Annotated in this window: 17 protein-coding genes and 1 riboswitch; of the genes, 14 read left to right on the top strand and 3 right to left on the bottom strand. The window is 61.6% G+C overall.

The annotated features are described in order from the left end of the window. Nucleotides 1–257 precede the first annotated feature (257 nt). Nucleotides 258–2,153, top strand: coding sequence for a PhoX family protein (locus K3J57_RS15945; RefSeq protein ID WP_259797897.1), 1,896 nt, complete (start codon nucleotides 258–260; stop codon nucleotides 2,151–2,153). Nucleotides 2,154–2,289: 136 nt separating this feature from the next. On the opposite strand, the gene nagA is transcribed toward K3J57_RS15945, so the two are convergent. After that, nucleotides 2,290–3,408, bottom strand: coding sequence for an N-acetylglucosamine-6-phosphate deacetylase (gene nagA / locus K3J57_RS15950; RefSeq protein WP_259797898.1), 1,119 nt, complete (start codon nucleotides 3,406–3,408; stop codon nucleotides 2,290–2,292). Then, the gene (locus K3J57_RS15955) at nucleotides 3,405–4,304 is read right to left on the bottom strand and encodes a glucosamine kinase nucleotide-binding domain-containing protein (protein WP_259795113.1); all 900 of its coding nucleotides are present in this window, start codon (nucleotides 4,302–4,304) and stop codon (nucleotides 3,405–3,407) included. Before K3J57_RS15955 ends, nagA begins: the two co-directional genes overlap by 4 nt. A gap of 171 nt (nucleotides 4,305–4,475) precedes the next feature. Here K3J57_RS15955 and K3J57_RS15960 point away from each other — a divergent pair, with 171 nt between their 5' ends. From K3J57_RS15960 to K3J57_RS16010, 11 genes are all read left to right on the top strand, one after another. Beyond that, complete coding sequence (locus tag K3J57_RS15960) at nucleotides 4,476–5,168, top strand: phosphatidylserine decarboxylase (RefSeq protein WP_259797899.1); 693 nt, start codon at nucleotides 4,476–4,478, stop codon at nucleotides 5,166–5,168. Beyond that, nucleotides 5,161–5,895, top strand: coding sequence for a CDP-diacylglycerol--serine O-phosphatidyltransferase (pssA, locus tag K3J57_RS15965; RefSeq protein WP_259787219.1), 735 nt, complete (start codon nucleotides 5,161–5,163; stop codon nucleotides 5,893–5,895). Before K3J57_RS15960 ends, pssA begins: the two co-directional genes overlap by 8 nt. 184 nt (nucleotides 5,896–6,079) lie before the next feature. Continuing rightward, a riboswitch (cobalamin riboswitch) is annotated at nucleotides 6,080–6,303 on the top strand. A 150-nt stretch (nucleotides 6,304–6,453) separates the two neighbouring features. Continuing rightward, complete coding sequence (locus tag K3J57_RS15970) at nucleotides 6,454–7,251, top strand: DUF4198 domain-containing protein (protein ID WP_259795117.1); 798 nt, start codon at nucleotides 6,454–6,456, stop codon at nucleotides 7,249–7,251. Nucleotides 7,252–7,288: 37 nt separating this feature from the next. Next, nucleotides 7,289–7,906, top strand: coding sequence for a cobalt transporter CbiM (cbiM, locus tag K3J57_RS15975; RefSeq protein ID WP_055191346.1), 618 nt, complete (start codon nucleotides 7,289–7,291; stop codon nucleotides 7,904–7,906). Continuing rightward, nucleotides 7,903–8,502 (top strand): NikL family nickel/cobalt ECF transporter subunit, encoded by a 600-nt coding sequence (locus tag K3J57_RS15980; protein WP_259797900.1) that lies wholly within the window; start codon nucleotides 7,903–7,905, stop codon nucleotides 8,500–8,502. The genes cbiM and K3J57_RS15980 overlap by 4 nt, the downstream gene beginning before the upstream one ends. Continuing rightward, on the top strand, nucleotides 8,499–9,287 hold the full coding sequence (gene cbiQ, locus K3J57_RS15985) for a cobalt ECF transporter T component CbiQ (RefSeq protein WP_259797902.1): 789 nt from the start codon (nucleotides 8,499–8,501) through the stop codon (nucleotides 9,285–9,287). The genes K3J57_RS15980 and cbiQ overlap by 4 nt, the downstream gene beginning before the upstream one ends. Beyond that, entirely contained in the window at nucleotides 9,274–9,924 is a 651-nt protein-coding gene (locus K3J57_RS15990) for an energy-coupling factor ABC transporter ATP-binding protein (protein ID WP_055191351.1), read from the top strand. The genes cbiQ and K3J57_RS15990 overlap by 14 nt, the downstream gene beginning before the upstream one ends. A gap of 156 nt (nucleotides 9,925–10,080) precedes the next feature. Further along, the gene (locus tag K3J57_RS15995) at nucleotides 10,081–10,731 is read left to right on the top strand and encodes a GntR family transcriptional regulator (RefSeq protein ID WP_259797906.1); all 651 of its coding nucleotides are present in this window, start codon (nucleotides 10,081–10,083) and stop codon (nucleotides 10,729–10,731) included. A gap of 113 nt (nucleotides 10,732–10,844) precedes the next feature. Further along, entirely contained in the window at nucleotides 10,845–12,221 is a 1,377-nt protein-coding gene (locus tag K3J57_RS16000; protein WP_375542848.1) for a glutamine synthetase family protein, read from the top strand. A 27-nt stretch (nucleotides 12,222–12,248) separates the two neighbouring features. Continuing rightward, on the top strand, nucleotides 12,249–13,550 hold the full coding sequence (locus K3J57_RS16005) for an NAD(P)/FAD-dependent oxidoreductase (protein ID WP_259787226.1): 1,302 nt from the start codon (nucleotides 12,249–12,251) through the stop codon (nucleotides 13,548–13,550). A 20-nt stretch (nucleotides 13,551–13,570) separates the two neighbouring features. Further along, a complete protein-coding gene (locus K3J57_RS16010) occupies nucleotides 13,571–14,914 on the top strand; it encodes an NAD(P)/FAD-dependent oxidoreductase (protein ID WP_259797908.1) in 1,344 nt (447 codons plus the stop codon). Nucleotides 14,915–14,993: 79 nt separating this feature from the next. Here K3J57_RS16010 and K3J57_RS16015 read toward each other — a convergent pair whose 3' ends face one another. Then, nucleotides 14,994–15,575 carry a cupin domain-containing protein gene (locus K3J57_RS16015; protein WP_259775724.1) on the bottom strand — a complete coding sequence of 194 codons (582 nt, stop codon included), beginning with the start codon at nucleotides 15,573–15,575 and terminating at the stop codon, nucleotides 14,994–14,996. 178 nt (nucleotides 15,576–15,753) lie between these two features. Between K3J57_RS16015 and gabT the strand changes: the two genes are divergently transcribed. After that, on the top strand, nucleotides 15,754–17,049 hold the full coding sequence (gene gabT, locus K3J57_RS16020) for a 4-aminobutyrate--2-oxoglutarate transaminase (protein WP_259775723.1): 1,296 nt from the start codon (nucleotides 15,754–15,756) through the stop codon (nucleotides 17,047–17,049). Nucleotides 17,050–17,071: 22 nt separating this feature from the next. Beyond that, on the top strand, nucleotides 17,072–18,286 hold the full coding sequence (locus K3J57_RS16025) for an acyl-CoA dehydrogenase (RefSeq protein WP_259791632.1): 1,215 nt from the start codon (nucleotides 17,072–17,074) through the stop codon (nucleotides 18,284–18,286). Nucleotides 18,287–18,420 lie beyond the last annotated feature (134 nt).

The raw sequence follows: 18,420 nt of genomic DNA on the forward strand, positions 1-18,420 counted from the left end.
TCCCCCCATAATCCCCCTGATAAATTCCAGATGGAGACCCGGTTGAAGGCCGTAACGAATCCCCGGCAACATAGGGCAGGGCGGGTGCTCTGTCACCTGCCCGTCTGGTCCATCCGCGTGTTTGTCTGCGAAAACCGGCAGCGTTGCGAAACCTTCATATTGCGATGGTCTTACTGTTACATTTCAGGGGTTCCTTACGCCAAAACGAAAAGCCCGCCCGATCTGGTGTGGGCCACATGTCTGGTTGGAGAGAAGATATGGACCAAATGCACGACCTGTCCGCGGATGACTGGGATGAAAAACACTTCCCGCGCCCTGATGAAAACGAGTTTGACCATGTGGTTGAACGTGCGCTGAGCCGCCGGGGGTTTCTCGGCGGCATTCTGGCCTTCGGGTCCGGGGCTGCCGTCATGGGGGCAGGTGTGGGCGCAGGGGTGCTGAACGCCACCTCGGCCCAGGCGCAGATCGCGGCGCGTTTCCCGTTCAAACCCATTCCGATCGCCACCGATCATCTGGTGCATGTGCCGGAGGGCTATCGCAGTCAGGTTCTGGCCAGCTGGGGGGATGCGCTGTTTGCAGACGGTGCGGGCTATGACGTTCAGGACGGTGGCCCGGTTGCCAAGTCAGACCGGATTTTTGGCGAAAATACCGATGGGATGGAATGTTTCAGCCATCAGGGTCACGAGCTGATTGTGATCAACCATGAATATGCCAACCGCAAGATCAACCTGCCGGCCGCGCAGGGCGGGGTGCCGGCCGGGGCCGGGGATGTGCAGAAGCTGCAGAACCTTCAGGGCGTGACGGTGATGGAACTGGCCGAAGGGCCGGAGGGCTGGCAGGTGGTTGTGGACAGCCCGTTCAACCGCCGGATCACCCATAACTCACCGATGAAACTGGTGGGGCCTGCCGCGGGTCACGCCCTTTTGCAAACCGAGGCGGACCCGACTGGCACCCGGTCGCTGGGCACGCTGAACAATTGCGGCTCTGGCAAGACCCCGTGGGGGACCTATCTGACCTGCGAGGAGAACTTCAACGGCTATTTCGGGTCCACCACTGGTGAGGCCGACCCGCTGCCGCGCGGTTTTCAGCGTTACGGGATCGGCGCGGATGGCTGGGGCTATGACTATCACAAATGGGATGCGCGGTTTGACACGTCGAAGACCCCGAATGAACCCAACCGGGCGGGCTGGATCGTCGAGATTGACCCGACCGACCCCAGCAGCACGCCGGTGAAACACACGGGCCTTGGCCGTTTCAAACATGAAAACGCCGAGGTGGTGCTGGCCCCCTCCGGGCAGGTTGTGGTCTATATGGGGGATGATGAACGTGGCGAATTCCTCTATCGTTTCGTCTCCCATGGCCGGTATCAGCCGGGCGGCTCCACCGAAGGATTGCTGGATGACGGGACGCTTTTCGTGGCGAAGTTTCACGATGACGGCACCGGGGAATGGCTGGCCCTGACCCCGGAAACCACCGGCATGGAGAGCCTGGCCGAAGTGCTGATCTTTGCGCGCGACGCAGGTTCGGCCGTGGGGGCCACCACCATGGACCGTCCCGAATGGGTGGCCGCAAACCCGGTTGCGACCGAGGTCTATTGCGCGCTGACCAATAACAAGAACCGGGGGGTAAAGCCCAATGCCGGTGGGGATGACACGTCGGTCAACGGGCCGAACCCGCGTGAAACCAACCATTACGGCCAGATCCTGCGCTGGCGCCCGCATCAGGAAGATCATGCCTCTGACCGGTTCGACTGGGACCTTTATGTAATGGCGGGCAATCCCACGCTTTATGACAATATCTATGGCGGATCCGCGAATATCACCGAGGGCAACCTGTTCAACTCGCCCGACGGGATGGCGTTTGATGACAGCGGGCTTCTGTGGATCCAGACCGATGGCAAGGACAGCAACGAGGGCGATTATGCCGGGATGGGCAACAACCAGATGCTGGTTGGGGATCCGCTGACCGGAGAGATTGCGCGCTTTATGACCGGGCCAAAAGGCAGTGAGGTGACCGGGCTGTGCTGGTCATCGGACCGGCGCACCGCTTTTGTCGGGATCCAGCATCCGGGTGGATCCTGGCCTGCGGAAACCGGCCTGCCGCGCTCATCTGTCATCGCGGTGAAACGCGAAGATAACGGGCGTCTGGGCTGATCCGGGGGCATTTGGGCTGACCCGTTCTGCCTCAGCGCAGACGGGCGCGCTGAAAGCCCTGCAAGACAGATCCACCCCCGGCCGGTTCCGCTCAGACCAGACTGTCTGAACGGAACGGATCGGCTCGGGGGTGGGTTTATTTTTCTGTCAGCCAGTGCAGCGTGCGCAGGTCCGGGCTGAGACGGATGAAATCCTTGGCGGCTGTTGGCGGTGCCAGCCCTGCCAGCGCCCGAGGCGCAGAGGTGGCGGCGCGCAGGGCCGCAGCCATCGGCACGCCGACCTCCTCAACCATCACCTGAATGGCGCGGGTCAGGTCCAGATCGGCCCCGGCGAGCGTGCCATCCGCCAGCGTCAGCCGTCCCTGATCCCGCGTGATCCGGCGCCCGTTCAGATCAAACCCCGTCCGGTCACTTCCCGCCACGGCCATTGCGTCGGAGACGAGGAAAATCTCACCGGGGCCAGATTTGGCGGCCCATGCGGTGCGCAAGGTCTGCGGATGCACATGGATCCCGTCCGCGATCACCCCGGCCCAAAGCCGCCCCTCCCCGAGGGCCGCGCCCACGCAGCCCGGCGCGCGGCTGGCAAGCGGGCTCATCGCGTTGAACAGATGGGTGACGCAGCGCACGCCCGCTTCGACATAACGCAGGCAGGTGTCGAAATCCGCATCCGTATGACCAAGCGAGACCAGAACCCCGGCCTTGGCCAATGCGTGCACCTGTTCGGGGGTAACGTTTTCCGGGGCGATTGTGACTTTCAGCACGGGGAGGGCCTGTGCGGCGGCCATGAGCGTGTCCAGATCGGCCTCGGTCATGGCCCGGATCAGGCCGGCGTCATGGGCCCCTTTGCGGGCCAGTGACAGGTGCGGGCCTTCCAGATGCAATCCGGCAATGCCGGGCACCTGTGCATGGATGGCCTGTTGCACGGCGGCAATGGTGGCGCGGGTGGTTTCGGGCCGATCCGTGATCAGCGTGGGCAGGAATTGCGCCACGCCAAGCCCGCGGTGCGCTTTGGAGATGATGCGCAAAGTGTCGATCCCGGGGGCGTCCCCCAGCATCACCCCGCCGCCGCCATTGACCTGCAGATCCGCATAGCCGGGCGACAGGATGTCCCCGCCAAGGTCGATATCCGGCCTGGTCCCGTCCTCGGGCAGGAGTGTCTGCAGCGCCCCGTCCACAAACAGGGCCACATGGCCCATCCGCAGCTGGGTGCCGTCGAAAATCGGCCCGCCCGAGACGCGCAGCGTGGCAGCGGTCATGGCTGACCCTCCCTGGCAAAAAGATGCGCCAGCGCCAGCGCCCCCTCAAGCGGCGTGGCTTTGGGCGCGATCAGGCTCTGTTGCATCTGGTCGGGCAGATAGGCGGCAAATTCCGGCCCGATCCCACCGGTCAGGCAGAGCGGCTGGCCCTGCTGCCAGCCCATTCGGATCAGCCGGTCGGCAATTGCGTCCGCCCCGGCCTCCATCACCGCCAGCGCCAGCGCGTCACCGGTTTCGGCAAATCGGGTCACGGCCCGGGCCAGTTGCCCGAAATCCGCAGGCGAGGCCCCGGCGGCAAAGCGCAGGATGCCAAGCGGGTCGGCAAACTGATCAAGGAAATGACTGGCAAGGTCCGAGGGCGCGCGCAGCCCGTCCACCACATCCAGACTATAGTTGAGCGCCGTTCGTCCCACCCACATTGCCGAGGCCGGATCGCCCAGAACCGCGCCCCATCCGCCAATAAAGCGCATCCTTCCGCTGATCTGGGACGCCACGAAAGACCCGGTGCCGCAATGGGCAAGATATCCGTCCTCTTCCCCCAGCACACCTTTGAGCGCGGCAGGCTGGTCATCTTCGATCTTTGCATGGGCAAAGGGCAGGGCCGCGCGGATCGCGGGGATCTGCGCCGGGCTGATAATCCCGGCCAGTCCAAGATAGCTGGGCAGGGCGGCAAGCTGGTCTGCCGTCTGGCCGGAGCGGTGCGACAGCAGATCCAGACAGCGCCTGATCTCGGCCATCGCGCCCTCGAAATCGGAGTTCACATTCACCGACCCGCCTTCGACGTCATGCCGGGTGGTGCCACAATCCAGCACCATCCGGCATTTGGTGCCGCCGCCATCCACGGCGATGACCGGTTGCGTCTGGCAGGGGGCGGAGGGGGCGGAAGGTGATGTCATGGTCAAACTGTAAACCGCAGATGACGACAAAAGAACAGGCCAAACTCGGGCTGTTTGCAACGCCGTGCCGGATCACAGGCGCCGGTCCAAAGGCGGGGGCGGGTGATGCCGCTTGCTTTCCCAATCGCGCTGCGTATTTTGGGGCGAACTTTTTTGATCGGAAAACCTGCCGTGAATATGATGTCTACCTTCGTCAAACCGATGCATCCCGAGGGGCGTCGGTTTGTTGCCATTTTTGCCGCGATCACCGTGGTGCTGTTTTTGCTGTGGGAGCCGCTCGGCTGGATCGGGGTCGGGCTGACCGTCTGGTGTTACTATTTCTTCCGCGATCCCGAACGCATGTCGCCGGTGCGCGATGATGTAATCATCAGCCCGGCGGACGGGGTGGTGTCGCTGATCGAACCGGCGGTGCCCCCGGCGGAACTGGGGATGGAAGACAAGCCGCTGACCCGCGTCAGCGTGTTCATGTCGGTCTTCAACTGCCATGTGAACCGGATGCCGGTGGGCGGCAAGATCGTCAAGATCGCCTATCGCCCGGGCAAGTTCTTCAACGCCTCGCTCGACAAGGCCAGCAAGGACAATGAGCGCAACAGCCTGCGGATCGAAATGCCCGACGGGCGCGACATTGCCGTGGTGCAAATCGCGGGTCTCGTGGCGCGCCGCATTGTCTGTTTCACCGGCGAAGGGCAGCGTCTGGGACTTGGGGAGCGGTTCGGCCTGATCCGTTTCGGCTCTCGTCTGGATGTTTATCTGCCGGAAGGGGTCGCGCCGATGGTGCGTCTGGGCCAGACCATGATCGCGGGTGAGACGCTGATTGCAGAGCTGACCGACGCGTCCGAGGCAGACGGCAGCGCCGATGCTTGATGACCCCCAAAAGGCGCCCCGCAAGGTTGCCCTGATCCAACTGGTGCCGAATGTGATGACCGTGGCGGCGGTCTGTGCGGGTATGACCGCGATCCGGTTTGCCATTCAGGGCCATGTCAGCTGGGCGGTTGGGTTTATCTTGCTGGCGGCGGTGCTGGATGGTCTGGATGGCCGGATGGCGCGGCTGGTCAATGGGCAGTCCGAAATGGGGGCCGAGCTGGACAGCCTGGCCGATTTCCTGAATTTTGGCGTGGCGCCCGCATTCATTCTTTATTTCTGGGGGCTGCAGGATCTGCGCTCTCTGGGATGGCTGGCGGCGCTGACCTTTGCGATCTGCTGCCTGATCCGTCTGGCGCGGTTCAATGTGGGCAACAAATCCGAACAGGGCGGCAGCTCGGCGCATTTCGTTGGGGTGCCCGCGCCGGCCGGGGCGCTTTTGGCCTTGGTGCCGATCTATCTGGACCGGGTGTTTGTGCAGTCGGGCCCTCTGCCGGACGGGATCACGGTGCTTTACCTGATGCTGGTGGCGTTCCTGCTGATCAGTCGCATTCCGACCCCGTCTTTCAAAACCACGCGGGTGCATCGGGAGCATGTGAAATACGTGCTGGTTGCTGTGGGCGTGTTCGGGGCGGCCTTTGTGACCTATATCTGGCTGACGCTCCTGCTGTGCAGTGTGGCCTATCTGGTTCTGGTGGCCCTCGGGGCGCTGCGGATGCTGCGCGACTGACAACGTGACAGTCCCTGCGGGTGGTGATTCGCCGCGGATTTGGGTGGCGGCTTTAGGGCCCGTTTTTCTTACCTTTTCAAATGTGATTGAATTCAACGCCTTGCGCAAACTCGCGACCGACTGTCGCCTGATTGCGACCTGTGGAAAGGGGCGCTGCATCTTGACATCCGGGGCCTTGATCTGACATTCAGACCCTGTGATCGGTTCCGCGCGAGCAGAGGCTCCGCGGTAGCAATAGGGAATACGGTGAGGTGTAGCCAACAGGCGCCAATTCCGTGACTGCCCCCGCAACTGTGAGCGGTGAGCGACGCTGAACATGCCACTGGGAAGCCGCCGAAAGGCGCCTCGGGAAGGCCAGCCAAGCTTTGACCCGCGAGTCAGGAGACCTGCCGGACACTGGGCCAGGGAGACCTTGCCCATTTCCAACCGGACGCCGGGGTGAGCGTCTGGCCCGGCGGTCCCAGAACGAAAACCGGACCCACCGTGCCAACTCCCCGTTGTTCATTCCTGCTTGCAGGGCGCGCGAAAGACGTGTCCGCACTGTCGAATGAGGACGATATGAAAACGACCCTTCTGGCCAAAGCACTGGCCATTTCCCTTCCCGCATTGCTGCCGGTCACGGCCTCTGCGCATTTCCAGCTGAACTATACCAAGGATGCGCTGATCGCGCGTCCGGGGGACGTGCCGATGGGGCTGATCTTCTGGCACCCGATGGAAAACGGGCACGCAATGGACATGGGCCAGCCGCAGGAATTTTTCATGGTGCATAATGGCGAAAAGACCGACCTGATGGATCGTCTGGAGCCTGCGACCTTCAAAGGGGCCTCGAACGAGGCTGCCGCCTATCGGGCCAGCGTGCCGGTCAAACGGTCGGGCGATTACGTGGTGGTGACGGTGCCCGCCCCCTATTATGAGCAAAGCGAAGACATCTATATCCAGCAGATTGCCAAGGTTGTTCTGAATCGCAACACCCTGCCCACCGATTGGGATCAGCCGGTGGGTCTGCCGACCGAAATCCTGCCGCTCAACAAACCTTATAACGTGATCACCGGCTCGACCTTCTCGGGGCAGGTCCTGTCCGAAGGGAAACCCGTTGCCGGCGCCGAGATCGAAATCGAATATATGGCGGCCGAACCGGATCTGGAGCGGTTTGCCACCTCCGGCAGCACCGTTCAGCCAATGGGCGGAGGGAGCATTGTTGCGCTGACGGATGCCAATGGCGTCTTTACCTTCGGCATTCCGAAATCCGGCTATTGGGGCTTCGCGGCCCTGGGAACCGGACCTGAGACGGAACATGAGGGCAAGGAACTGAGCCAGGATGCCGTGTTGTGGATCCGGGCGGAGGATCTGAAATGACGCGCGCATTCCACAGTCAAAAAGGGGAGGGGGCAGAATGCATATCGTAGATGGCGCCCTGTCCAACCCGGTGGTGATTGGCGGTGCGGTTCTGGCCGTTGGCGGGCTTGCCATGGGCCTGAAGGATCTCACCCTTGAACGCATTCCTGCGGCAGGTGTGCTGTCGGCAAGCTTTTTTGTGGCCTCGCTGATCCACGTGCCGATCGGGCCCAGTTCGGTCCATTTGATCCTGAACGGGCTGGCCGGGCTTGTGCTGGGCTGGGCCGCCTTTCCGGCCCTGTTTGTCGGGCTGTTGCTGCAGGCGGTGTTCTTTGGGTTTGGCGGTCTGACCGTTTTGGGGGTGAATGCGGTGAATATCGCGCTGCCTGCGGTGCTGGTCGGGCTGGCGTTTCGCCCGCTTGTGGCGCGGGGCTCTCCGCGTCAGGGCGCGATCTGGGGGGGCATCGGCGGGGGTATGGCCATCGCGGCCACCACCATTGCCGTGGCGATTTCCCTCGCGCTGACCGGGGATGAGTTCCTGCCCGCTGCAAAGCTGGTGTTTTTTGCCCATATCCCGGTGATGGTGATCGAGGCGTTGTTGTCCGGCGCCGCCATTTTCCTGGCCCGCCGTGTCAAACCTGAATTGTTCATGGATGTGAAAGGAGGGCTGACATGATCCGGGCCTTCTTTCTGACCGCGCTTCTGGCGTTGCCGGTCCTGCCGGCTTATGCCCATAACGTGATTTCTGCCGTCTTCCCGTCCGGATCGAATATCGAGGGCGAGGTCGGGTTTTCCAATGGGGACATGGCCGTTGACCTGCTGATTGAGGTGTTTGATGAGGCGGGCACCAAGATCGGAGAGACCAAAACCGATGCGGACGGGTTCTTTCTGTTCACACCGGCCCAGCCGATCACCCATGTGTTTCGGGGCGATCTGGGGGCGGGGCATGTGGCTGAGGTGATCATGCCCGGTGCGGAAGTGGCAGAGCTGATGGGGCAAAGCCCCACCGCCCCCAACCCCGCCGCCGCGGCGTCGGTGCTGCAAGGTGTGCCCGGACAGATGATGGCGTCAAATGCCGGGCTGTCTGATCAGGCCCAATCCGAGCTTGCGACCATGCTGCGCACCGAATTGCGCCCGCTGCGCAAGGAAATCACCGCGCTGAAGAATGAGGCGAATTTCCAGTCCATCCTTGGCGGGATCGGCTATATTTTCGGCCTGTTCGGCGTGGTCTTCTATATCGCCGCACGGCGCAAGATGGGGGATGGACAATGACCTATGTTCTGACGGGTGTCGAAAAACCCCTGTCCGGCTTTGGCGCCTTTCGCGCCGCCGTCTCTGCGCTGGACCCGCGGATGCGGATCGTGATGACCCTGGCCTATGCGATTGTCGTGGTTGGGCTCAGTGACCTTCGGGTCCTGACCGGCGCCATGGGCCTGTCGGTCTGGCTGCTCTGCCTGTCCGGCCTGCCGTTTCGCCAGACCCTGAAACGGATGGCGATGATGGACAGTTTCATCATCTTCATGCTGGTGCTGCTGCCCTTTACCATGCCGGGGACGCCGATCTTCACGATCTGGGGGGTTGCCGCCAGCTGGGAAGGGTTGTGGCGCGCGGTGGAAATTGCGCTGACCGCCAACGCGGTGATCCTTGCGGTGATGACACTGGTGGGCACGATGGAGCCGGTGACCATGGGGCATGCGCTATTTGCGCTGAAAACCCCGGCGCGGCTGGTGCATCTGATGATGTTCACGATCCGCTATATCGAAGTGCTGCGTGAGGAATACCTGCGCCTGCGTGTCTCGATGAAACTGCGCGGATTTCGCCCCGGCACCAACTGGCACACCTATCGCAGCTATGGCTATCTGGTGGGGATGATGCTGGTGCGGGCGATCGAGCGCTCCGAACGCATTCTGGCGGCGATGAAATGCCGGGGGTTCTCGGGCCGTATCCTGCTGCTTGAAGAGTTCCGGCTGAGCCGGTCCGACATCCTGTTTGCCCTGTCTCTGGCGGTTGCATTGCTGACACTGATCGGCGCCGAGGTTCTCTATGCCACTCATTGAGCTGGAAGATATCCACTTTGCCTATCCGGGGCTGGACCCGGTGCTGGAAGGGGCGGCGCTGCGGCTGGAACCGGGGGAACGCCTGTCGCTGGTCGGGCCAAACGGGGCGGGCAAATCTACCCTGCTCAAGATCATCATGGGGTTGATCACCCCCATGAGCGGCACGGTGAAAGCCTTTGGCAAACCCTGCATCGCCGAGGCGGATTTCCACGAAATGCGCCGTCGGGTCGGGCTTGTTTTCCAGGATGCGGATGATCAACTGTTCTGTCCGACCGTCGCCGAAGATGTGGCCTTCGGGCCGCTCAACCTGGGCAAATCCAAGCACGAGGCGCTGGCGATTGTGGACCGGGTGCTGTCGCGCCTGAGGCTGATCCATCTGCGTGATCGGGTCACTCACAAGCTTTCGGGTGGTGAGAAGCGACTGGTCACGCTGGCCACGGTTCTGGCGATGGAGCCCGAGGTGCTGATCCTTGATGAACCCACCAATGCGCTTGACCCGGACAATTACGCCCGCCTGATCGAAATCCTCAAAGGGTTGGATCAGGCGATTCTGCTGGTCAGCCATGTGCCGGAATTTCGCTCTGAAATCGCGCCGGAAGGCTATCGGCTGGAAGGGCGCAAACTGGTGCGATTCTGAAAATACCGCGCCCTCCGGACCTGTTCGGGGGGTGATTTCCCGGAGCGTGTTACAGTTTTTATCAAAACTGCAACCCCTCGTGGCGTGACCGGTTTGCTGCGCGCGGCGCGATCTGCTACACCCTGACAGAAGGTTCGCCGCCAGTTGGAGAATGTGATGAGCAGATTGACAGGTCGCCGTCCGGTTCATGAAACCTATTACACGAAAATCAAGGAAATGATCCTGTTTGGAGAGGTGCTGCCCGGTCAGCCACTGACCATTCACGGCTTGGCAGAGGCGATTGGGGCGGGGGTGACTCCCGTGCGTGAAGCCATTCGAAAACTGACCACGGAAGGCGCGCTTGAAGTTCTGGAAAACCGGCGTGTGGCGGTTCCGGTCATGACCAAGGAGCGGTTTGACCAGATCGAAATCCTGCGTCTTTCAGTTGAGCCAAAATTGGCAGAGATGGGCGCTAAGCGTCTGGATAAAAACGGTATTGATGGCTTAGAGGAAATTGACGACGCCATGGGCGAGGCGATTGATCTGGGCGATATCCGGGGCTATCTGGAAACCAATTACCGGTTCCATTTTGCGCTATATGCCCCATCTGAGGCCGATATTCTGTTGCGCCATGCCGAGATGCTCTGGCTGCAGATTGGCCCCTCCTTGCGGGTGGGGTGTGGCCGGTTTGGCACGTCAGGTCAGAGTGACCAGCATATGGAAGCGATCCGGGCATTGCGGGCAAAAGATCCGACAGCCGTCGGGGCTGCCATGGCCGAAGATATCCGCCAGGGTATGGGGTTTGTGCAAAAATCCCTCACCGCATGACCCTCGCTGGCCGGGTGCGCGGTGAAGGAATATCTTGACGCGCTGCACACTTTTGATCAAAAGTGCATCCAGATCTGAGCGCCCCATGTCAATTGGGCGTCAAAGGAGGACAGATGACACAGGATCGCCGCAGCGGCTGGATGAGCACCCTGCCCGAAGAGTTTACCGAATACGCACGCGGGCGCCGCGTGGAGGAGGTGGAATGCATCATTCCCGACCTTGCCGGTACCTCGCGCGGCAAAGCGATGCCCGCGGTCAAATTTGACCCGGACGAGGCGCTGGCGCTGCCGATTTCCCTCTTTTACCAGACGATTTCCGGCGAATATGTGGACATGGAGATCGAGAACCAGTGGCTGGAGCGCGACGTGGTGCTGCACCCGGACATGTCCACCGCCAATGCGGTGCCCTGGGCTGATGATGCCACGGTGCAGATCATCTGTGACATGTTCACCCGCGAGGGGGATCCGTTGCCGATTGCGCCGCGCAACCTGCTCAAACATGTGGTGGGTCTTTACCGGGCGCAGGGATGGGATCCGGTGGTGGCGCCAGAGCTGGAATTTTACCTGACCAAGCCCAATCTTGACCCGAATGAACCGATCGAAGCGCCGATCGGGCGCACCGGGCGGCAAGGGGCCAGCCGTCAGGTATATTCGATGTCGGCGGTGGATGAATACGGGCCGGTGATCGACACGATTTTCGACTTTGCCGAGGCGCAGGGGCTGGAAATCGACACGGTCATCCAGGAAGGCGGGGCTGGTCAGATCGAGATCAACCTCAATCATGGCAACCCGGTCTATCTGGCCGATCAGGTCTTTCTGTTCAAACGCACCATTCGCGAGGCCGCGTTGAAAAACGGTGTTTTTGCCACTTTCATGGCCAAACCGATGCGGGATGAACCGGGCAGTGCGATGCATGTGCACCAGTCGGTTGTGGACAGCAGCACCGGCCAGAACGTGTTCTCGGACGCAGATGGCGCCGCGTCGGACCTGTTTCGCTGGTTCACCGGCGGATCGCAGAAATACATGATGGATGTGGTGCCGCTGCTGGCGCCCTATGTGAACTCGTTCCGGCGGATCACGGTTGAAGGGCAGTCGGCGCCGTCAAATCTGGAATGGGCGGCGGACAACCGCACCACCGGGCTGCGCGTGCCCCATTCCGGCCCCGCGGCGCGGCGGCTGGAAAACCGGGTGATTGGCATGGATTGCAACCCGTATATCGCCATCGCGGCCTCGCTGGCCTGCGGCTATCTGGGCATGATGAACAGGGTCGAGCCGCGCGCGGAGGCGACCAAGGAGGTCTGGGAGGCGGAGGAGCCGCTGCCGGTTTCGTTGCAGGCGGCGCTGGAGCTGTTTGATGAAGCGCATGAGATCCGGGCCGTGCTGGGGGAGGAGTTTTGCAAGCTCTATTCCGATATCAAATGGGCGGAGCACGAGGAATACCAGCGTGAAATCTCGCCCTGGGAACGCCGTCACCTTCTTCTGAATGCTTGATATCCAACCGGGAAATGCGAGGACATTATGGATCTGCTGACCGTCAATGATCGTGCGGGGGAATATCCGCACTCCTATTATGCTGCCACCGCCACGCCGCTGGATCGGTTCGAGAAGGCCCGGGGAGAGATCACCTGCGACGTCTGTGTTGTGGGAGGTGGGTTCATGGGGCTTTCAAGCGCGCTGCACCTGGCGCAGAAGGGCTATGATGTGGTGCTGCTTGAGGCGCAACGCGTGGGGTTCGGGGCCTCGGGGCGCAATGGCGGGCAGGTCGGGCAGGGGCAGCGCCTCGATCAGGATGATCTGGAAAATATGGTTGGCAAGGCCCATGCGCAGGAATTGTGGGCGCTGGCCAATCAATCGGTGGATCTGGTGCGGGACCTGTCGAAATCCGATCTGGTGCGGGCGGAGTTTCACGATGGGGTGCTGCACACCGATCACCGCCGACGCTATGTTGCCCATAGCCGGGACTATGCCCGCAAGCTCAATGACGAATACGGCTATGACAAGATCCGTTTTGTCGATGAAGAGGAATGTCGCCATCTGGTGAACTCGCCTGCCTATTACGGTGGGACGCTGGATCTGGGGGCGGGGCATATCCACCCGCTGGAATTTGCCTTGGGACTGGCGCGGATGGCGGTTCAGGCCGGGGTGCGGATCTTTGAGGAAAGCAAGGTCCGCGAGGTCATCGAAGGGGACCCGGCTAAGGTGGTCACCGACGGGGCCACCCTGTCGGCGCGCCATGTGGTGATGGGGTGCAATGGCTATCTTGGAAAACTGCAGCGCCATGTGGCCGAGCGGGTGATGCCGATCAACAATTACATTGTCGCCACCACGCCCATGACCCCGGCGCAGCAGGAAGATCTGATCCGCAACAACTATGCCGTGGCCGACAGTAAATTCGTGATCAACTACTTCCGCTTTTCCGACGATCACCGCCTGCTTTTCGGCGGCACGGAAAGCTATCGTTACAAGTTTCCGTCCGATATTGCCGGTGCGGTGCGGCGCCCGATGGAGGAGATCTTTCCGCAGCTCAAAGGCATCGGCATCGACTATGCCTGGGGCGGCACGCTGGGGATCACCATGAACCGGATGCCACATGTGGAACGGATCAGCGGCAATATCCTCTCGCTGTCCGGTTTTTCGGGCCATGGGGTGGCGCTGGCCACCCTGTCGGGTCAGATCGCGGCCGAAGCCATCGCGGGGCAGGCGGAACGGTTTGACATCATGGCCAATGTGCCGACCCAACGCTTCCCCGGCGGGCCCGCGCTGCGCTCGCCCCTTCTGGTTCTGGCCATGTTGTGGTTTAGTCTCAGGGACAGGCTCTGAGACGCGGCTGAGGGGGGCGCATGCGGCGGATCTATGAAAATCTGGCCTATTCGGATCGCCCGATCCGCGACCGGTATTGGAGCCGCTTCCTGCCGGACCCGGCACCGGAATATCCAGCCCTGAATGGTGAGGCAGAGACGGATTTTGCCGTGATTGGCGGCGGGTATGCGGGCCTGTCTGCAGCCCTCCAACTGGCCGAAGCCGGGGCCGATGTGACGGTGCTGGATGCGATGACCCCCGGCTGGGGCGCATCGGGGCGCAATGGCGGGCTGGTCTCACTGGGGGCCGCAAAGCTCGATGATGGGCAGATCCTGCGCCGATACGGGCCGGAGGATGCGCGGCTGTTTTTTGACGCTGAGCGGGCGGCGGTGGATCTGGTTGAAACCTATCTGGAGCGGTTTGCGCTGGATGTGGACCGCCAGTCCAGCGGTTACACCTATCTGGCCCATCGCCCCGAGGCGGTGCAGGGGCTGAAAGAATACGGCCAGCAATATACCAGCCGCTACGGGTTGCCCTATCAGTTCATCCCGAAAGACGAGATGCCCGCCCGCGGCATGACCAGCCCGGATTTTCACGGGGCGGTGACCCTGCCGATCGGCTTTGCGCTCAACCCGATGAAATTCGTGCTGGGGCTGACCGGGGCGGCAGAGCGCGCCGGGGTGCGGATCCATTCCCACGCGCCGGTCATGGAGATCACGCCAGGGTCACCGCATATCCTGCAGACGCCTCAGGGCAGGCTGCGGGCCAGGCACCTGCTGATCTGCACCAATGGCTATTCCTCAGAGGACCTGCCCGACGCCTTGGCCGGGCGGTATCTGCCGGTGCAGTCAAATATCCTTGTGACGCGCCCAATGGCCGAGGACGAGTTGGCGGCGCAGGGCTGGACCTCGGACCAGATGTGCGTCGACAGCCGGACATTGCTGCATTATTTCCGCCTGCTGCCGGATCGGCGCATGTTGCTTGGGTTGCGCGGCTCCGTGCGGGTGACAGAGGCAGAGATGGCCCGCACCGAGGCCACAGCACGGGCGGATTTCGACCGGATGTTCCCGGCCTGGCAGCAGGTGGAGACAGAGTATTTCTGGTCCGGCCTTATCTGCATGACCCGCAACCTCGTGCCATTTGCGGGGCCGGTGCCGGGGATGGACAGGGCCTGGGCTGCGCTTGGGTTTCACGGCGGCGGCGTGACCATGGCGCCCTATGCGGGGGCGTTGATCGCCGATATGGCGCTTGGGCGGTCTGCCCGTCCGCATCCCGGTTTGATGCAACGACCTTTGCGCCGGTTCGAACTGGGCCGTTGGCGGCGCAGTGCCCTGTCCGCGGCCTTTGCCTGGTATCGGTTATGTGATGAGGGGCTTGGCAGATAGGATATCGCCCCCAGCCGGCATCCTGACCCGCGTGGCGCCTGCCGGGTCGTTCCCTGATCCCTCCGCCCGCTCCGATCCTTTATAGGTATGGTGGAGTGCAAGCTGAGATGACTTTGCATACTCTGTCTGAGTTATTTTTGAATCTGTGTGGTTCTCTTGAGTTGAAGAGGTATGCGTCGCCGGCTTTGAGGGTTCTGGTTTCTGGTCCGACGGTGATTTCGAGTTCGCCTTCGATGACGATACCGCCTTCATTTGCGTCATGTTCGATCATGGTTTCGCCTGTATCGGCGCCGGGTTCGTATCTTTCGTGTAGGATCTGGAGGCCGTGGAGTTTTGCGTCTCCGACCTGTTTGAGGGTTATTTTTTTCTGGGCGGCTTCGTTTCCCTGGTAGAGGAGGGATGTGAGGTCTCTGAGTTCAGCGGGTGTGAAGAAGTTTTGTGAGGTTGTTGTTGCGTCGGGTTCAAAAAACTCTGACATGGAAATTCCGAAACCGCCCAGAATTTTGCGCAAACTTGCGACGGAAGGGCTGGATCTGTTGGTTTCGATCATCGAGATCTGCCCGTGTGGCACGCCTGCGGATTCGGCGAGCTGCCTTTGAGACATGTTGAATTGCTGTCTTAGCTGCTTCAAACGGGTGCCAACGTCAAATTCGTCCACCATGGATTGGGTCCTTTCATCGCTTTTTGCCAGATTGGGCGATTCAGCGAGTTTTGTCCAAACTCACCTCTAGCAATGCTCAATAAATTGAGCAATACAGGATGCGAGAATCAATGAATATGTGAATCGATCCCGGATTTTTTGGGGGAGACACATACCGTCACCTGTGGAGGAGCCTCACGTGAGCAAGACTGAAACCCTCAAATCCCGCCGCGCCGAGGCTGTTGCCAATGGTGTGGCCACCCGTGGCATTTATGCGGTGCGCGCAGAGAATGCCGAGCTGTGGGATGCCGATGGCAAGCGTTATATCGACTTTGCGGCGGGCATTGCCGTGAACAATACCGGCCATCGTCATCCGAAGCTGATGGCGGCGGTGGCGGCGCAGTCCGAGGCGTTCACCCATACCTGTTTCCACGTGGCGCCTTATGAAAGCTATATCGCGCTGGCGGAGCGTCTGAACGCGTCGACGCCGGGGGCGTTCAAGAAGAAGACCATGATGGTCACGACCGGCGCGGAAGCGGTGGAAAACGCGGTCAAGATGGCGCGCGCTTATACCGGCCGCTCGGGTGTGATTGCCTTTTCCGGCGCCTTCCATGGGCGCACCCTGATGGGCATGGCGCTTTGCGGCAAGGTGACCCCTTACAAGAAAGCCTTCGGGGCGATGCCGCCGGAAGTGCTGCATGCGCCGTTCCCGAATGAATTCCACGGTGTGAGTGTCGAACAGTCGCTGGCGATCCTGGACAATATGTTCAAAAGCTCGATCGACCCGGAACGCGTGGCGGCGATGATCATTGAACCGGTGCAGGGCGAAGGGGGCTTCAACATCGCCCAGCCTGAATTCCTGCGCGCGCTGCGTAAGATCTGTGACGATTACGGCATCATCCTGATTGCGGATGAGGTGCAGGCGGGGATTGCGCGGACGGGTAAACTTTTTGCGTTTGAGCATGCGGGCGTGGCCGCCGATCTGGTGACCATGGCCAAGGGCCTGGCGGGCGGCTTCCCGCTCTCAGCCGTGACTGGCCGGGCCGAGGTTGTCGATGCTGCCCCGGTGGGCGGCATCGGCGGCACCTATGCGGGCAACCCGCTGGCGGTGGCGGCGGCCAATGCTGTTTTTGACGTGATCGAGGAAGAGAAGCTTTGCGACCGCGCCACTGACATTGGTGAGAAGGTCAAATCCCGTCTGAACGCGCTGGCGGCGCGTCAGGGGATGGAAGCGATTGGCGACGTGCGTGGCCTGGGCGCGATGATTGCCTTTGAACTGGTCACCGACCGTGACACCAACGCCCCGGATCCCGCGCTGACCCAGGCCATTGTGGCCGAGGCCGAGGCGCGTGGTCTGATCATTCTGCCCTGCGGCACCCGCGCCAATGCTGTGCGCCTTCTGCCGCCACTGACCATTCCGATGGAACAGCTCGACGAGGCGATGGACATCATCGAGGCTTCGATTGAAGCTGCTATCAGCAAAACCGCCGCGTAAGCCGCGAACAGGAGACAAAGATATGGCGAAAGATCTTTCCCCCCAATCCCAGCCGGCGCTTGCGTCCTTCAACTGGGACGATGCCTTCTTGCTGGAAGACCAGCTGACCGAAGATGAGCGTATGGTCCGTGATGCGGCCCGCGCCTACAGCGAAGACAAGCTGATGCCGCGTGTGACCGAGGCGTTTGCGAAGGAAGAGACCGATCCGGAGATCTTCCGTGAGATGGGTGAAATGGGCCTGCTGGGCACCACCATCCCGGAAAAGTTCGGCGGCATTGGCGCAGGTTACGTGACCTATGGTCTGGTGGCGCGCGAAGTGGAGCGCATTGACAGTGGTTATCGTTCGATGATGTCGGTGCAGAGCTCGCTGGTGATGTATCCGATCTATGCCTATGGCACCGAAGAGCAGCGCGCGAAATACCTGCCGAAACTGGCGTCGGGCGAATGGATCGGCTGCTTTGGCCTGACCGAGCCGGATGCGGGGTCCGATCCCGGTTCGATGAAAACCACCGCCAAGAAGGTCGACGGCGGCTATGTTCTGAACGGCTCGAAAATGTGGATCTCGAACGCGCCGATCGCGGATGTGTTTGTGGTCTGGGCCAAATCGGACGCCCATGATGGCAAGATCAAGGGCTTTGTGCTGGACAAAGGCACCAAGGGGCTGTCTGCTCCGAAGATCGAAGGCAAGCTGTCATTGCGCGCGTCGATCACCGGCGAGATCGTGATGGAGAATGTGGAAGTGGGCGAAGACGCCCTGCTGCCGGATGTCTCCGGTCTGAAAGGTCCGTTTGGCTGTCTGAACCGCGCGCGTTACGGCATTGCCTGGGGCGCGATGGGGGCGGCTGAGGCCTGCTGGCACGGTGCCCGCCAATATGGGCTGGACCGCAAGCAGTTCGGCAAGCCGCTGGCGCAGATGCAACTGTTCCAGCTGAAGCTCGCCAATATGCAGACCGAGATCTCGCTGGGCCTGCAGGCGGCGCTGCGGGTTGGCCGCCTGATGGACGAGGCGAAAGCCGCGCCCGAGATGGTGTCGCTGATCAAGCGCAACAATTGCGGCAAGGCGCTGGATATTGCGCGTCTGGCCCGTGACATGCATGGCGGCAACGGCATCAGCCAGGACTTCCACGTGATCCGTCACATGGTGAACCTTGAGACCGTGAACACCTATGAAGGCACCCATGACGTGCATGCGCTGATCCTGGGCCGCGCCCAGACCGGGCTGCAGGCCTTCGCCTGATCCCTTCGAACAGATCCGGCCACTTGTTCCTCTTGGTGGCCGGATCCTTGAGGAAAGCCGTACATATCTCCCCAGATTTGACATCTGCGGCTTTCCTCGTCTTTCCCTGACCCTCAAACATGATGAGAGAGCCG

The organism is Aliiroseovarius crassostreae (assembly GCF_025137635.1).
GTDB lineage: Bacteria > Pseudomonadota > Alphaproteobacteria > Rhodobacterales > Rhodobacteraceae > Aliiroseovarius > Aliiroseovarius crassostreae.

What these genes read in the sequence shown, in the direction of transcription:
- K3J57_RS15945 (WP_259797897.1), top strand. Translation starts at nt 258, where the DNA reads ATGGACCAAATGCACGACCTGTCCGCGGATGACTGGGATGAAAAACAC.
- nagA (WP_259797898.1), bottom strand. Translation starts at nt 3,408, where the DNA reads ATGACCGCTGCCACGCTGCGCGTCTCGGGCGGGCCGATTTTCGACGGC.
- K3J57_RS15955 (WP_259795113.1), bottom strand. Translation starts at nt 4,304, where the DNA reads ATGACATCACCTTCCGCCCCCTCCGCCCCCTGCCAGACGCAACCGGTC.
- pssA (WP_259787219.1), top strand. Translation starts at nt 5,161, where the DNA reads ATGCTTGATGACCCCCAAAAGGCGCCCCGCAAGGTTGCCCTGATCCAA.
- K3J57_RS15970 (WP_259795117.1), top strand. Translation starts at nt 6,454, where the DNA reads ATGAAAACGACCCTTCTGGCCAAAGCACTGGCCATTTCCCTTCCCGCA.
- cbiM (WP_055191346.1), top strand. Translation starts at nt 7,289, where the DNA reads ATGCATATCGTAGATGGCGCCCTGTCCAACCCGGTGGTGATTGGCGGT.
- K3J57_RS15980 (WP_259797900.1), top strand. Translation starts at nt 7,903, where the DNA reads ATGATCCGGGCCTTCTTTCTGACCGCGCTTCTGGCGTTGCCGGTCCTG.
- cbiQ (WP_259797902.1), top strand. Translation starts at nt 8,499, where the DNA reads ATGACCTATGTTCTGACGGGTGTCGAAAAACCCCTGTCCGGCTTTGGC.
- K3J57_RS15990 (WP_055191351.1), top strand. Translation starts at nt 9,274, where the DNA reads ATGCCACTCATTGAGCTGGAAGATATCCACTTTGCCTATCCGGGGCTG.
- K3J57_RS15995 (WP_259797906.1), top strand. Translation starts at nt 10,081, where the DNA reads ATGAGCAGATTGACAGGTCGCCGTCCGGTTCATGAAACCTATTACACG.
- K3J57_RS16000 (WP_375542848.1), top strand. Translation starts at nt 10,845, where the DNA reads ATGACACAGGATCGCCGCAGCGGCTGGATGAGCACCCTGCCCGAAGAG.
- K3J57_RS16005 (WP_259787226.1), top strand. Translation starts at nt 12,249, where the DNA reads ATGGATCTGCTGACCGTCAATGATCGTGCGGGGGAATATCCGCACTCC.
- K3J57_RS16010 (WP_259797908.1), top strand. Translation starts at nt 13,571, where the DNA reads ATGCGGCGGATCTATGAAAATCTGGCCTATTCGGATCGCCCGATCCGC.
- K3J57_RS16015 (WP_259775724.1), bottom strand. Translation starts at nt 15,575, where the DNA reads ATGGTGGACGAATTTGACGTTGGCACCCGTTTGAAGCAGCTAAGACAG.
- K3J57_RS16025 (WP_259791632.1), top strand. Translation starts at nt 17,072, where the DNA reads ATGGCGAAAGATCTTTCCCCCCAATCCCAGCCGGCGCTTGCGTCCTTC.